Source organism: Nesterenkonia populi, from assembly GCF_007994735.1.
In the GTDB taxonomy this organism is placed as follows: domain Bacteria; phylum Actinomycetota; class Actinomycetes; order Actinomycetales; family Micrococcaceae; genus Nesterenkonia; species Nesterenkonia populi.
In genome coordinates this window covers 191,242-205,744 of the sequence record NZ_VOIL01000001.1, presented here as the reverse complement: position 1 = coordinate 205,744, position 14,503 = coordinate 191,242, and the positions used below count along the sequence as shown (strand labels likewise).

Below are 14,503 nucleotides of genomic sequence, written 5' to 3'. Positions count from 1 at the left end.
TGGCAGCGGTACTCTTGCGTGCATGTGTGGAATTGTGGGTTATGTGGCCTCGTCGCAGAGGGCTGGTCAGCATCAGGCGATGGATGTGCTTTTGGAGGGGCTGCGCCGTTTGGAGTATCGCGGCTATGACTCGGCGGGGGTGGCCACGATTGCTGATGGTCGGGTGGCTGCCAGGAAGAAGGCGGGAAAGCTGGCGAATCTGGTGGCTGAGATTGAGGCTGCTCCGGTGGTTCCGGCGCTGGTGGGCATTGGTCATACCCGGTGGGCCACTCATGGGGGCCCTACGGATGTCAATGCGCATCCGCATCTGGGTGATGGTGGGGATCTGGCGGTGATCCATAACGGGATCATTGAGAATTTCAGTGCGTTGAAGGCTGGGCTGGTTCGGGCTGGTGAGTCTTTTGACTCTGAGACCGATACTGAGGCGGCGGCGAAGCTGATCGGGCAGTTCTACCGGGGTGAGGCTGCTGGGGATCTGACTGAGGCGATGCGGTTGGCGGTCAATGAGCTTCAGGGGGCGTTCACGCTGCTGGCGGTGCACGCGGATCAGCCTGACCGGGTGGTCGCTGCCCGGCGGAACTCGCCGTTGGTGGTCGGCCTGGGTGAGGGGGAGAACTTCCTGGGCTCGGATGTCTCGGGGTTCATTGATTTCACCCGTGAGGCGGTGGAGCTGGAGCAGGATCAGATTGTGACGATCACTGCTGATGAGGTCTCGATCATGGGCTTTGATGGTGTCGCGGCCACCGGTAAGCGGTTCCATGTGGACTGGGATGCTGCTGCCGCGGAGAAGGGCGGCTATGAGACCTTCATGGAGAAGGAGATCCATGAGCAGCCCAAGGCGGTCGAGGACACCCTTTTGGGCCGCACGGATGCTGCGGGGCGGCTGAGCCTGGATGAGCTGCGGATCGATCCTGCTCAGCTGAAGGGGGTTTCCAAGATCATGGTGGTCGCCTGCGGTACGGCTGCCTATGCCGGGCATGTGGCCAAGTATGCGATCGAGCATTGGTGCCGGATCCCGGTGGAGGTGGAGCTGGCCCATGAGTTCCGGTACCGGGATCCGATCATTGATTCCTCGACCCTGGTGGTCTCGATCAGCCAGTCCGGGGAGACCATGGACACGCTGATGGCGGTCCGCTATGCCAAGGAGCAGGGCGCGAAGACCCTGGCGATCTGCAACACCAACGGGTCCACGATTCCGCGGGAGTCGGATGCGGTGCTGTATCTGCATGCCGGCCCGGAGATCGCAGTGGCCTCGACCAAGGCGTTCTTGGCGATGATCACTGCCTCCTATGTGCTGGGTCTGTATCTGGCGCAGCTGCGCGGGCAGATGTTCTCCGAGCAGATCGCTGATGTGCTGGCGGATCTGCATCAGATCCCGCAGAAGGTCCAGCACATCCTGGATCATGCTGATGCCATCAAGGACCTCGCCCGTGAGATGGCTCAGAGCCCCTCGGTGCTGTTTTTGGGTCGGCATGTGGGCTACCCGGTGGCGCTGGAGGGGGCTCTGAAGCTTAAGGAGCTGGCCTATATCCACGCGGAGGGCTTCGCCGCCGGTGAGCTCAAGCATGGGCCCATCGCGCTGATCGAGCAGGGCCAGCCGGTCTTTGTGGTGGTGCCCTCCCCGCATGGGCGGCACAGTCTGCACGCGAAGGTCGTCTCCAATATTCAGGAGGTCAGGGCCCGGGGCGCGAAGACCATCACTGTGGCCGAGGCCGGTGATGATGCGGTCAGCGAGTTCTCCGAGCAGGTCTTCTTCGTCCCGGAGACCCAGCCGCTGCTGATGCCGCTGCTGACCACCGTGCCTCTGCAGATCTTCGCCTGCGCACTGGCCAGTGAGAAGGGCTACGACGTCGACCAGCCCCGCAACCTCGCCAAATCCGTCACCGTGGAATGAGCCCCGTGAGGAATCCCAGCCTTGTTGATGCATCTGGTCTCTATAGGGGGCAGATACATCAACAGCGAAGGGATAGAGCGTCATGATCGTCGGGATCGGGGTTGACGTCGTACAGGTCTCCCGCTTCGAGGAGCAGCTGCGACGGACTCCTGCCCTGCGGGAACGTCTGTTCACCCCCGCCGAGCGGGAGCTGAGCATCCGGTCCCTCGCGGCGCGCTTCGCCGCTAAGGAGGCTGTGGCCAAGGCCCTCGGCGCCCCGGCGGGGATGAACTGGCAGCACTGCCAGGTGATTCCCGACGCCGCGGGCGCCCCCCACATCCACGTCACCGACAGTGTGGCCGCGGCCGCCGGGAGCAGAGGGATCGCCCGCTGGCACCTGAGCCTCTCCCACGACGGGGACATCGCCACCGCCATGGTCGTGGCCGAAGGAAGCTCCTGATGCCCCGCGTTCATGGACCCCGCGCGGAGGATCATAAGTACAGCCGCGGCACCCTCCACGTGGTGGCCGGCTCCGATCAGTACCCCGGCGCCGCGATGCTCTGCGCCGGGGCGGCAGTCAGCACGGGCGTCGGCATGGTCACGCTGCAGACGCCCCGCCGGGCCGCTGACCTCGTGCTGGCCCGGCATCCCGAGGTGGTGGCCGTCGAGGCGGACGCCGCGCGGTCCCGGCTCGAGTCGGCGAGCGCCGTCCTGATCGGACCTGGTTCGGGTGAGGATCAGGACCGGGCCGCTGAGGCACGGGACGCTCTGCTGAGCGCCTCCCGCTCCGGCACCTCGTGCCTGGTGGACGCGTCGGCGCTCGACCTGATCCCTGAGCAAGTGCCGACGGATGAGCTCGGCGAGCATGTGGTGCTGACCCCGCACGCCGGCGAGGCCCTGCGCCTGGCCCAGCGTCTCGGCGACGCCGCTGCGGAGGCGGCGCTCAAAGACAAGGACCCGGCGGCCGGCGCAGCGGCCCTGGCGAACGTGACCGGCTGCGTCGTCGTGCTCAAGGGCCCCAAGACAGCCGTGGCCCACCCCAGCGGGACCACCACGACGCACCGGCCCAATACTCCCGGGCTCGCCACGGCCGGCACCGGGGACGTGCTGGCCGGGATCGTCGGCGCCCTGCTGGCCACCCAGGCCGAGCCGCCGGCCGTCGTCGCGATGCTCGGAGTGAAGCTGCACGGTGCCGCAGCCCAGGCCATCGACCCCCGGGCAAGGGGCCGGTTCGGGGCCTCCCACCTGGTGGAAGCGATCCGGCGGGCGGACTGACGCCCGATAGGGTTGTACGCATGAATTTTTCCGGCAGCGCGGGGGCCGAACGGGCCGCCCGCATCGACGTTGCCGCCCTGAGGCACAACGTCCGCACCATCGCAGACTACGTCCGCCCCGCCAAAGTGATGGTGGCCGTCAAAGCGGACGGCTACGGCCACGGCGCCCTCACCGCAGCCCGGGCGGCCATCGACGCCGGGGCGGACTGGCTCGGCACCGCCCACGTCGCCGAGGCCAAAGCGCTGCGCGACGCCGGAGTGGAGGCCCCCATCCTGGCCTGGCTGCACACCCGCGGCACCGACTTCGCCGAAGGCATCCGGCACCATATCGACCTCGGCGTCTCCGGGTGGGAGCTGGAGCTGATCGCTGAGGCTGCCGAGCAGCTGCACATCCCCGCCCGCGTGCACCTGAAGATCGACACCGGCCTGGGCCGCAACGGGTGCACCGCCGAGGAATGGCCGGCGCTGGCTGCGAAGGCCGCCGAGTACTCTGAGCGCGGACTGATCAGTGTGGAGGGAATCTTCACCCACCTTGCGGTCGCGGACGAGCCTGACCGCAGGGAGACCGACGAGCAGCTCGCCGCCTACCGGGAAGCCGTGGAGGTCGCCGAGGCCCACGGCGTGGTTCCGGACCTTCGGCACGTGGCGAACACCCCAGCCGCCCTCTCCCGCCCGGACGCGCACTTCGACATGGTGCGCGTCGGCGTCGGCGTCTACGGGCAGAGCCCCTTCGCGGACCGCACCCCGGAGGACCTGGGGCTGCGTCCGGCGATGGAGCTGCGCACCACGGTGGCGAATGTGAAGCGGGTTCCCGCCGGGCAGGGCATCAGCTACGGGCTCACCCACCGCACCGACCAGCCGACCTCCCTGGCGCTGATCCCGCTGGGCTACGCCGACGGGATCCCGCGCATCGCCGTGGACGCGCCGGTCTGGATCAACGGCCGGATCTGCCGTTCGGCGGGCCGGGTGGCGATGGACCAGTTCGTCGTGGACCTCGGCAGCGAGGAGACCGACGTGCGGGTGGGCGATGATGCCGTCGTCTTCGGCGGGGGCTCCGGCATCGCTGCCGCGGACTGGGGCACCGCCGCCCAGACCATCAACTACGAGATCATCACCCGCATCGGTGAGCGGGTCCCCCGTGAGGTCGTGGACACCGGCGATGACGCCGAGGCGCCGGGGCAGGACGCATGAGCCAGGACGCCGCACCTGCCGCGGCGCTGCCGGGGGAGCAGTGGACGCTGAGGACGCTCCTGGAGGACTTGGAGGCTACGGAGTCGTTCGCGAGGGCGCTGGCCGCGCAGCTGGCGCCGGGCGACCTGCTGGTGCTCACCGGCGGGCTGGGCGCGGGCAAGACCACCTTCACCCAATCGTTGGGGGAGTCCTTGGGGGTGGAGGGGCCGGTGACTTCGCCGACCTTCGTCCTCGCCCGCGTCCACACCAGCCTCGGCGAGGGCCCGGACCTGGTGCATGTGGACGCCTACCGCACCGACGCCGAAGGCCTGGAGTCCCTGGACCTGCCGGCCGCCCTGCCGCATTCGATCACTGTGGTGGAGTGGGGCCGCAGCCGGGTGGAGGGGCCCGTCGCCGGACCCGAAGGGTCCTGGCTCGATATCGAGCTGCTCCGTGCCGAGCAGGAGCCGGCCTACGACGCCGCGCTCTCCTCGGAGTGCACTGTTCAGACGGACTTCACCGAGTCTGAGGAGGAGCTCCTCGGAGCCCCGCGCACTGCGGTGCTGCGCGGCTACGGCCCCCGCTGGGCCGAGCCGGTCCTGCTCTGACCCGGACCGATGCTGGGCAGTCCTTCCTGACGAAGGTTTCCTCTCCGTTCATCAGGCGTTCACTGTGATCGTTACCAGCGGTTCATCTTGCCTAGGGACTGTGTCCTTCGTGCCCGGACCGGATGGGTCCGCGGACTCGCATATGAATCGCTTCACAGAGGAGGGCCCGCACGATGATTGAGACCCTGTACCGCAGCCCGCTGGCCAGGCTGGCAGCTCTGGGCTTCGCCGGCATCCTGGCCCTGTCCGCCTGCGGTGAGGCCGCGGACGAGGACAACGGCGCGGAGAACGGCACCGCTGAGGACAGCGGCGAGGAGCTCGAGGACCCAGAGGGTGAGGTCGGGGGCGAGGGCGATCCGATCCGCATCGTCGGGGTCCCCGCGGAGGAGGCTGCTCAGCTGGAGGCTGGCTTCGAGCTTCTGATGGAGGTCATTGCTGGTGAGACCGGACGGCCCGTGGAGTTCAACCACTCTACGGACTACAACGCCGTGATTGAGGCGATGGTCGCCGGCCAGGCTGATATGGGGATCGGCTCCCCCTTCACCTATGTGCGGGCTGGCGACGCCGGCGCCGGCGTGGACGTGCTGGGCGGCCGCATCGAGGAGGAGGGCGAGGAAGCCGGCTACGTCTCCTATGCGCTGGTGCGTTCCGACTCCGACATCGATAGCCTCGAGGAGGTGGAGGGTGAGAGCGTCTGCTACGTGGAGCAGGGCTCCACCTCGGGCTTCCTCTACCCCTCGGCCGGCATGCTTGAGGCCGGCCTGGACCCTGAAGACGATGTCGATCCGGTCTTCCCCGGCTCCCACGACGGGGCGATCCTGGCCCTGCTGGACGGTCAGTGCGATCTGGCCTTCGCCTACGACTCCATGGTCGAGGTGCTGATGCCTAACCGTGGTGAGCTCAGCGAGGACGACTACGAGATCGTCTGGGAGTCCCCGGTCATCCCGGCATCCCCCATCTTCATGAATACCGACACCCTCGATGACGAGGCGCAGGAGCAGCTGCGCGGCATGTTCGACGACGGTCTGATCAACGTGGATGCTCTGGTCGAGGAGGGCTACTGCGGCTCTGCTGATGACTGCTCCCTGCCCGAGGAGTCCTACGAGTACGCTCCCGTCGACGACGGGATCTACGACGGCATCCGCGAGGTCTGCGAGATCACCGAGGCGGAAGCCTGCGACTGATGTCTGCCATCGTCCTGAAGAATGTCACCAAGAAGTTCCCGCCGTCGACCACCGCCGCTGATGACATCAGCCTGAGCATCGACCCGGGCACGTTCACCGTGCTGCTGGGGCTCTCCGGGTCGGGAAAGTCGACCATGCTCCGACTGATCAACGGCCTGCATACGCCCACCTCCGGATCAGTCACCGTGCTGGGCACGGAGGTGGGCGCTGCCCGCCGGGCCGAGCTGAGGGCGCTGCGCCGCGACATCGGCATGGTCTTCCAGCAGTTCCACTTGGTGGGTTCCATGTCCACCCTGGAGAACGTGTGCACCGGCGCGCTGGGCTCTCTGTGGGGCCCGCGGGTGGGACTGTTCAGCTACCCGAAGGCGGTGCGGCAGCGCGCCCTGGATCAGCTGGAGAGGGTCGGCCTGGCTGATCAGCGGTTCCAGCGGGCGGACACTCTCTCCGGCGGCCAGCAGCAGCGGGCTGCAGTGGCTCGTGCCCTCGTTCAGCAGCCCAAGGTGCTCTTGGCGGACGAGCCGGTAGCATCCCTGGATCCTGAATCCTCCAGCCAGGTGATGAGCCTCATCGCCCAGATTGCTGAGGAGGACCAGCTGACGGTGGTGTGCAGCCTGCACCAGGTGGAGCTGGCCCGCGAGTGGGGCGACCGAATCATCGGCCTGCGCAGTGGGGTGAAGGTGATGGACGAAGCCGCCGCTGATGTCACCTCGCAGGACGCTCGGAGCATCTACGTGCCGCGAGCCGCTGCGGGGCCCCAGCCGGCAACTGAGCCTTATCGGGAGGCCGTGGCGGTATGACTGCCGGCGTTCGGGAGACGGCTGCCGGTCCGGCCCCTGAGCTCCCGCCGCATGACCGTGCGCCCGCTGCTCCATCTGGCGCCCGCACCCTGCACGGTCCCTCGGCGCGGGGCATGCTGGGCTTCGCCATCATGGTGGCGTTCGCGGCAGGCGGCATCTGGTCGATGATCGAGCTGCGAGTGAACGTCGCGTCGTTCATCGCCGGCTATGAGAACGCCGTCGTCTTCTTCCGGGAGCGTGTGGGAGGGCTGCAGCTCCCTGAGGTTCCGGCCCTGCTCGAGTCCACGGCGATGACTCTGGCGATTGTCACCCTGGCCACACTGCTGGGCATGGTGATCTCGGTGTTCATGGGACTTTCCGCAGCGTTCAACACCTCTCCGTCCAAGACGGTTCGGGCTGTGGCCCGCACGGCGGTTGTGGTCATGCGTGCGATCCCCGAGCTGGTGATGGCGGTGATCTTCATCCGGATCTTCGGAATGGGGACCGCCGCCGGGATCCTCGCGCTGGGGCTGAACTCGATCGGCATGCTCGGCAAGTTCTACGCGGACGCGATCGAGGATCACGACGACGGTCCTCGCCGGGCCCTCGAGGCGGCCGGCGCTTCGCGGAGCAGACAGGTCTTCGGGGCCACTCTGCCTGGAATCATGCCGGCGATCGTCGCCCACGGCCTGCACCGCTTCGACATCAATCTGCGCGCCTCGGTGATCCTCGGCTGGATCGGTCTGCCGGGCCTGGGCGCTGATCTGAGTCAGGCGCTGGGCGTGGGCAGCTACGACCGCGGCATTGCCCTGGCACTTGTGATCCTGGGGATCTGCATCGGTGCGGAGCTGCTTTCGGGATTCCTGCGGATGAAGCTGATGGGCCGTTCGAACCCGAGCCGATTCGGCTTTGTCTGGCTGTTCGGCAAGGCCCGTGACCGCTGGAGCGCCTCCCGTCCGGACGAGACTGCGGCCCGTCCCGGCCTGGGTGAGCGGACCACCCCGCCGTGGAACGGTGAGCGGATCTCCCGGTTCACCTATATCGGCCTGTTCATCGCGCTGGTCCTGGTCTCGGCCTGGTATGCGGAGATCAACTGGTCCCGGTTCTTCGAGGGGTTCGCCTCGATCCCGTCAGTGTCCGCACAGTTCTGGCCGCCCGACGATGGCGGGCTGGGCGGCACGCTGTGGGCCGCACTGCTGGAGACCATCCAGATGGGGCTGGCGGCAACATTTCTCGGGGCGGCGATCGCTCTGCCGGTGGGCGCGCTGGCGGCCCGAAACGTGGCGCCGAGCATGTGGGTCGTTCAGGTCTTCCGCACGCTGATCGTGGTGACTCGCGGGATCCCTGAGCTGATTCTGGCCATCATCCTCATCGTGATCATGGGGATGGGTCAGGTGGCCGGGGTGCTGGCCCTGGCGCTGGGCGCGATGGGCCTGCTCTCCAAACTGGTGGCGGACTCCCTCGAGGAGACGGACGTGAGAGTCCAGCAGGCGGTCTCCGCCGGGGGCGCGAACCGGTGGCAGGTCTTCTTCGCCGCGACTGCTCGCCAGGCAGCGCCAGCCTCGGTGGCTCACCTGCTCTACCAGCTGGACGTCAACATTCGTGCTGCCACCCTGCTGGGCATCGTCGGCGCGGGGGGTGTGGGCTACTACGTGCTCAACGCCAACCGGGTGCTGCAGTTCGAGGTGGTCACCTGGATCCTGCTGATGATCTTCGCTGCGGTGCTAGTCCTGGAGTTCCTGTCGATGCTGATGCGCCGCCTGCTGCGCTGAGCCCGTCTGGCGGACCAGAGAGCCGCGCTGCCCAGGTGCGGGGCCTCCGCTCTCGCCGGTCGGACTTAGACTGGTGGGGTGCTTCTGCTCGCTCTGGATACCTCCGCCGGCGCCTCGGCGGCCCTGACCCGTGACGGGGAGGTCATGGCCCAGTGGAGCACTGAGGCGACCAACACCCACACGGAGGTCCTCGCTCCCGCGGTGCAGGGGCTTCTGCGGCAGGCAGACGTCGCGGGGGCTGACCTGGACGGCGTCGTCGTCGGCGTGGGGCCCGGACCGTTCACCGGGCTGCGCGTGGGCATTGCGCTCGCCCAGTCGCTCGCCGCCGGATGGGGCGCACCGCTGCACGGGGTCTGCAGCCTCGACTCCCTCGCCCTGCGTGCGGCCGAGGGGGAGGTCGTCACCGGTGAGTTCCTCGCCGTGACGGATGCGCGGCGCCGTGAGGTCTACTGGGCCAGCTACGAGAACGACGACGACGGGTCCCGCCTGGTGGAGGGGCCCTTCGTGAGCCCCGCCGCTGACCTGCCGGACCTGCCCGCTGTCGGCGCCGGCGTCAGCCTCTTCCCGGAGGCGCTGACCGCCCCCTCTGAGGCTGCGGCCTCGTGGGTTCCGCACGCTGCTGAGCTGGCGGCCCTGGCCGAGGGTGCGCTCGCCGGTGAGCTGATGGGTGTGCTGTGCCAGCCGCGGCCGCTCTACCTCCGGGAGTCCGACGCGAAGGTCCCCGCCCAGGTCCGGCGGAGGTCCGGATGAGTGCGGCGCCTCAGCAGACCGCCGGCGCTGACGAGCGGCCCGTGGCCCTGCGCCGGATGACCGCGGCGGACGTGCCCGCGGTCCTCGCCCTGGAGCGGGAGCTGTTCCCCGCCGACCCGTGGCCGGAGGCCTTCTTCTACGACGAGCTCGCCCAGGCTGAGCCGACCCTGCCCGCCCACCGGGCCACCCGCAAGTACTGGGCGGCCGAGGACGAGGGACAGATCATCGCCTACGCGGGCATGATGTGTGTGCTGCCCCTGGCCGATGTGCAGACCCTCGCCGTCGCGCCTCAGGCCCAGGGCCAGGGGCTGGCCCGTCAGCTGCTCGGCCTGATCGAGGCTGAGTCCCGGAGCCGCGGGGCTGAGGACCTGCTCCTGGAGGTCCGGGCGGACAACCCCGGCGCTCAGCGGCTCTACCTGCGCAGCGGGTTCGAGCAGATCCATCTGCGCCGCGCCTACTACCCCGACGGCGGCGACGCCCTGATCATGCGCAAGCGGCTTGCGGAGCCGAAACCCTCTGTGGGACCCGTGGGAGGCAGATCATGACTGAGCCGCTGGTGCTGGGAATCGAGACCTCCTGCGACGAGACCGGGGTCGGGATCGTTCGCGGTCGGCAGCTGCTGGCTCATGAGGTCGCCTCCTCGATGGAGGAGCACGTTCGGTTCGGCGGGGTCATCCCGGAGATCGCCGCCCGTGCGCATGTGGAGGCATTCGGGCCCACTCTGCGCAGGGCCCTGGACGCCGCGCAGATCGAGCTGGAGGACATCGACGCCGTCGCGGTGACGGCCGGGCCCGGCCTGGCCGGGGCCCTGATGGTGGGGGTCTCCGCGGCCAAGGGTCTGGCGATGGCGCTGGACAAGCCGCTCTACGGGGTGAATCACCTGGTCTCCCACGTCGCGGTCGGCCTGCTGCGGGGGGAGGGCGACGACGCTGGTGCGGAGCTGCCGCCGAGAACGGGGGCGCTGCTGGTCTCGGGCGGGCACACCGAGCTGCTGCGGGTGGGCTCGCTGAGCGACGACGTCGAGCTGCTGGGCTCCACCATCGATGATGCGGCCGGCGAGGCCTATGACAAGACCGCGCGCCTGCTGGGGCTGGGCTATCCGGGCGGGCCCAAGATCGACGCCGCCGCGGCCGAGGGCAGTCCGGAGGCGTTCACCTTCCCGCGCGGGCTGACCGCCCCGAAGTTCGTCGGTTCGGCGGAGAGCCCGGGCAAGCACCGGCACAACTGGTCGTTCTCCGGGCTGAAGACGGCTGTCGCCCGGTCCGTGGAGCAGTTCGAGCGGGCGGGCCGTCCGGTCCCTGTCGCAGACATCGCGGCGAGCTTCCAGGAGGCGGTGGTGGACGTCATCACCGCGAAGGGGGTGCGCGCCTGCGGTGAGCACGGCATCGAGCACCTGCTGCTGGGCGGGGGTGTGGCGGCCAACCGCCGCCTGCGCGAGCTGCTGGCCGAGCGCTGCGAGGCCGCAGGGGTCAGCCTGACCGTACCGCCGGTGAGCCTCTGCACCGACAACGGGGCGATGGTGGCCGCGCTGGGAGCCGAGCTCGTCGCAGCCGGCGTCGCCCCCTCACGCCTGGACCTCCCCGCCGCCTCAAGCCTCCCTGCCGGCCGCATCACTGTCTGAGCCGGGGCCGGAGCGCCTACAGAGGGGCTAGGCCGTTGATGCTGGTGCGGGTGCGTGCCGCGGAGTCCAGCACCACCTGGCGGAGGTCGCCGTCGTGCATCTCCGCGACCTTCTTCTGCCGCTGGTAGCCGGCCTGCTGGGCCATCCTCTCCACGTACCGCAGCTCGTCGGCGCAGCCCAGCGCCTCGGCGATCGGCTCGAGGCGGTCCAGCTCCTTGGCGAGGTGGTCGCCCACCAGCTCCTCGTCGCCGTCCTCGTTGAGGATGATGATCGCATCCATTCCGTACCGGGCGGCCCGCCACTTGTTCTCCTTGATGTACCAGGCCGGCATCGGGGTGACCGAGCCGCCGGCCTCCAGGGTCCGGAGAGTCTCCTCCACCAGGCACTGGGTGAGCGCAGCCAGTCCGGCGATCTCCTCCAGGGTCGCGACGCCGTCGCAGATCCGCAGCTCCACGGTGCCCAGGCGCGGCACGGCCCGCACGTCCCAGCGCACCTCGGTGACATCCTCGACCACTCCGGTGTGCATCAGGTCGCTGACGGCCCGCTCGTACCCGGACCACTCGTCGAACATGTACGACTGCCCAGCCGTGGGAAGCTGCTGGAACATCAGCGACCGGTTCGACGCGTACCCGGTGTCCTCGCCCGACCAGTACGGCGACGACGCTGAGAGCGCCTGGAAGTGCGCGTTGTAGTTGCACAGGGCGTTCACCGCCGGCATCGCGAACTTCACATCCGGCAGGCCCACGTGCACGTGCACCCCGTAGATCACCATCTGGCGGCCCCACCACTGGGTCCGCTCGATCAGTTCGTTGTACCGCTCCTTGTCCGTCACCGGCTGCTTGGTCGGCGGAGCAAAGGGGTGCGATCCCTGGCAGTACAGGTCCACGTCCAACGGCTCGCAGTGCCGCATCACGCTGCGGGCGGTCTGCCGCAGCTGCCCCACGCCCTCGTCCACGGTGGTGCACACATCGGTGACCAGCTCCACCGTGTTCAGCAGCAGCTCCTGCTTCACATACGGGTGCTCGTCATCCCCCGAGAGCTCCGGCATCTCCGCGCGGGCGGCCTCCAGGATCCGTTGGGCCACGCTGCGCAGGTCACCGGTCTGCCGGTCCACCAGCGCCAGCTCCCACTCGATCCCAAGCGTGCCGCGCTCAGACTGAGCAAAAGGCAGTTCCACAGGCTCTCCTCACCGTCGGGCAACAGCCTCCCAGCCTATTCGCCCAGCTGGAAACCCCCTGACAGCCCTCTTGACGCCGCTGCAGGGGGTGAAGAGGCTGGAGGAATGGAGGACGAGAAGAGACTGACCAAGACGCGGCTGTGGACGCTTCGGATCGTCGTCATGATGCTCGCGGTCTATGTGGGGATCAGCTCTGTGATGCAGCTGCTGGGACATTGGGAGCAGCCGACCGGTGCGCGGAGCTTCGTCGATCTGCTGCCGCTGTGGGCGATGGTCATCGCTCTGCTGGGCATGGTGCTCGTCGAACGGGACCACAGGCGTGCCGCCCGGGGCTGATCACTTTCGCAGCCCTCCCAGCGTTCGGTGCTGGAGTTTCGCGGCAGTTGGGGCCGTATTGGGCCAAAGCGCGGCCAGAATCCAGCACCGAATGGCGGCTGCGGCCGTATCCTGGCCCGGATGATTTTACGACGCCGCCTCCTTGGGACTGCGCTGCTGGGCGCCCTGCTGCTTTCCGCCTGCGGGGACGGAGAGCCCGACGACGCCGGCGCGGACGGCGCCGCGGGCGAGGAGGGCCCGACCGAGGATGAGCTCGCCCAGCAGCAGGAGGCGGAGGAGCGCGCAGCCGCGGAGGAGGCCCTCGAGGCCCGGAGCGCGGCGCTTGCCGGCCCGTCCGAGGACCACCGCGACCAGGCGTCCGGGATCGTCGCGGAGATGAGCCTGGAGGAGCGGGCCGGGCAGGTGCTCATGGGCGAGTACTCCGATGCGGACGGCTCTGAGGCGGCCGAGCTGATCGAGGAGCACCACCTGGCCGGTGTGATCGTGATGGGCCACAACGTGCCGCGCGGGGAGGGCGGGGTCGACGTCGACCGCCTTGCCGCGGAGCTGGAGACGATCCGCTCCGCCGGCGGTGAGGACCGAGCCGCCGCCCCGATGGTCTCGATCGACCAGGAGGGCGGGCTGGTGACCCGGGCCGGCGCCCCGCTGACCGAGTGGCCCGCCCCGATGGCCTACGGGGCAGGGTCCGCTGAGGAGGAAGAGCCGTCCGAGGACGAATCGGCCCCTGAGGCTGACACCAGCACCGTGCACCACGGGCACCGGCAGATGGCCGCGGAGCTGGCCGAGACGGGCTTCCAGATCAGCTTCGCCCCGAACGCGGATGTCACGGTGGGCGCGTCCGACCCGACCATCGGCTCCCGCTCCTTCAGCAGCGATCCGGGGACAGCGGCGGACCTGGCGCTCAGCGGGATCCGGGGTCTTGCCGAGGGTGGGCTGGCCGGATCGGTGAAGCACTTCCCCGGGCACGGCTCCGTCTCGGAGGACTCCCACTACACCCTGCCGGTGCAGGATCAGACCGTGGAGGAGCTGCGCGGCCGCGACTGGGTCCCCTTCGCCGAGGCCGCCGACGCGGGGGTGCCGATGGTGATGATGGGACACATCGAGGTCCCTGACCTGGACCCGGGGGTGCCGTCCTCGCTGTCGGAGGCCGCCTACGAGGAGGTCCGGCAGATGGGGCACGAGGGTGTGATCGTCACCGACGCGATGAACATGGGGGCGATCGCTCAGAGCTACGGGGGCGACCAGGCGGTGGTGGATGCGCTCGCCGCCGGGGCCGACCTGCTGCTGATGCCCGCCAGCGCACCCGGGGCTCATGCGGCGATCATCGACGCTGTCGAATCCGGCGAGGTCGAGGAGGAGCGCCTCGGTGAGGCTGCCGAGCGGGTGGTCGCGCTGTCCCTCTGGCAGGAGGACCTGGCCGCCGGTGAGCTGGATGCAGGCCCCGACGTCGAGCTGCCGGAGGAGATCGCCCCGGAGGGTGGGACGCTCTGGGATCAGGGGCCGTCATCGACCGCTGAGCAGGTGGCCGCGGAGGCGGTCACCCTCGTGGAGGGCGAGTGCGAGGCTCCGCTGGCGGATGATGCGGTGCAGGTCGCCGGGGGCACCGAGCAGGACCGGGCCCGCTTCACCGCGGCCGCAGAGGCCGCCGGCCTGCAGGTGGGCTGGGGCCCGCTGGTGACCCTGCTGGGCGGGAGCACCCCCTCCAGCGGCGACATCGTGGTGGCCGTGGACCGCCCGGAGGCGCTCGCCGATTCCCAGGCAGAGACCAAGCTGGGCCTCTACGGGCGCAGCCCGGAGAGCTTCGCGGCCCTGGTTGAGGTGATCCAGGGCGCTGCGGCGCCGGGCCGGCTGCCGGTCAGTGTCGGGGAGCACGACGCCGGCAGCTCCGCCTGTTAGAGCATGTTTGTTTGAGAACGCATCTGACTAGCGGTCCCGTCATGGCGCGGAGGCGCCCCTGGGGGT

At 69.2% G+C, this 14,503-nt stretch carries 14 protein-coding genes; 13 read left to right on the top strand and 1 reads right to left on the bottom strand.

Going from position 1 to position 14,503, the window contains the following annotated elements; all coding sequences use genetic code 11:
* The first annotated feature begins 22 nt into the window (after positions 1–22).
* The 11 genes from glmS (at position 23) to tsaD (ending at position 11,028) form a co-directional block, all read left to right on the top strand.
* The gene (glmS, locus tag FWJ47_RS00925; RefSeq protein WP_147103000.1) at positions 23–1,894 is read left to right on the top strand and encodes a glutamine--fructose-6-phosphate transaminase (isomerizing); all 1,872 of its coding nucleotides are present in this window, start codon (positions 23–25) and stop codon (positions 1,892–1,894) included.
* 82 nt (positions 1,895–1,976) lie between these two features.
* Positions 1,977–2,333: a holo-ACP synthase gene (locus tag FWJ47_RS00920; RefSeq protein WP_147102998.1), complete on the top strand. Its 357-nt coding sequence runs from the start codon at positions 1,977–1,979 to the stop codon at positions 2,331–2,333.
* A complete protein-coding gene (locus FWJ47_RS00915) occupies positions 2,333–3,148 on the top strand; it encodes an NAD(P)H-hydrate dehydratase (RefSeq protein ID WP_147102996.1) in 816 nt (271 codons plus the stop codon). The genes FWJ47_RS00920 and FWJ47_RS00915 overlap by 1 nt, the downstream gene beginning before the upstream one ends.
* Positions 3,149–3,168: 20 nt before the next feature.
* Positions 3,169–4,338: an alanine racemase gene (gene alr, locus FWJ47_RS00910; protein ID WP_147102995.1), complete on the top strand. Its 1,170-nt coding sequence runs from the start codon at positions 3,169–3,171 to the stop codon at positions 4,336–4,338.
* Positions 4,335–4,925: a tRNA (adenosine(37)-N6)-threonylcarbamoyltransferase complex ATPase subunit type 1 TsaE gene (gene tsaE, locus FWJ47_RS00905; protein WP_147102994.1), complete on the top strand. Its 591-nt coding sequence runs from the start codon at positions 4,335–4,337 to the stop codon at positions 4,923–4,925. The genes alr and tsaE overlap by 4 nt, the downstream gene beginning before the upstream one ends.
* A gap of 173 nt (positions 4,926–5,098) precedes the next feature.
* Positions 5,099–6,109 carry a phosphate/phosphite/phosphonate ABC transporter substrate-binding protein gene (gene phnD / locus FWJ47_RS00900; protein WP_147102993.1) on the top strand — a complete coding sequence of 337 codons (1,011 nt, stop codon included), beginning with the start codon at positions 5,099–5,101 and terminating at the stop codon, positions 6,107–6,109.
* Positions 6,109–6,906 carry a phosphonate ABC transporter ATP-binding protein gene (gene phnC / locus FWJ47_RS00895; RefSeq protein ID WP_147102992.1) on the top strand — a complete coding sequence of 266 codons (798 nt, stop codon included), beginning with the start codon at positions 6,109–6,111 and terminating at the stop codon, positions 6,904–6,906. The genes phnD and phnC overlap by 1 nt, the downstream gene beginning before the upstream one ends.
* Positions 6,903–8,657 (top strand): PhnE/PtxC family ABC transporter permease, encoded by a 1,755-nt coding sequence (locus FWJ47_RS00890; RefSeq protein WP_211358939.1) that lies wholly within the window; start codon positions 6,903–6,905, stop codon positions 8,655–8,657. The genes phnC and FWJ47_RS00890 overlap by 4 nt, the downstream gene beginning before the upstream one ends.
* A gap of 78 nt (positions 8,658–8,735) precedes the next feature.
* On the top strand, positions 8,736–9,407 hold the full coding sequence (gene tsaB / locus FWJ47_RS00885) for a tRNA (adenosine(37)-N6)-threonylcarbamoyltransferase complex dimerization subunit type 1 TsaB (protein ID WP_147102990.1): 672 nt from the start codon (positions 8,736–8,738) through the stop codon (positions 9,405–9,407).
* Positions 9,404–9,952: a ribosomal protein S18-alanine N-acetyltransferase gene (rimI, locus tag FWJ47_RS00880; protein ID WP_147102988.1), complete on the top strand. Its 549-nt coding sequence runs from the start codon at positions 9,404–9,406 to the stop codon at positions 9,950–9,952. Before tsaB ends, rimI begins: the two co-directional genes overlap by 4 nt.
* The gene (gene tsaD, locus FWJ47_RS00875) at positions 9,949–11,028 is read left to right on the top strand and encodes a tRNA (adenosine(37)-N6)-threonylcarbamoyltransferase complex transferase subunit TsaD (protein WP_147102986.1); all 1,080 of its coding nucleotides are present in this window, start codon (positions 9,949–9,951) and stop codon (positions 11,026–11,028) included. Before rimI ends, tsaD begins: the two co-directional genes overlap by 4 nt.
* 16 nt (positions 11,029–11,044) lie before the next feature.
* On the opposite strand, the gene FWJ47_RS00870 is transcribed toward tsaD, so the two are convergent.
* Entirely contained in the window at positions 11,045–12,205 is a 1,161-nt protein-coding gene (locus FWJ47_RS00870) for a glutamate--cysteine ligase (RefSeq protein ID WP_147102983.1), read from the bottom strand.
* Positions 12,206–12,310: 105 nt separating this feature from the next.
* Here FWJ47_RS00870 and FWJ47_RS00865 point away from each other — a divergent pair, with 105 nt between their 5' ends.
* Positions 12,311–12,541 (top strand): hypothetical protein, encoded by a 231-nt coding sequence (locus tag FWJ47_RS00865; protein WP_147102981.1) that lies wholly within the window; start codon positions 12,311–12,313, stop codon positions 12,539–12,541.
* 120 nt (positions 12,542–12,661) lie between these two features.
* Positions 12,662–14,437, top strand: coding sequence for a glycoside hydrolase family 3 N-terminal domain-containing protein (locus tag FWJ47_RS00860; protein WP_246126105.1), 1,776 nt, complete (start codon positions 12,662–12,664; stop codon positions 14,435–14,437).
* Positions 14,438–14,503: the final 66 nt, after the last annotated feature.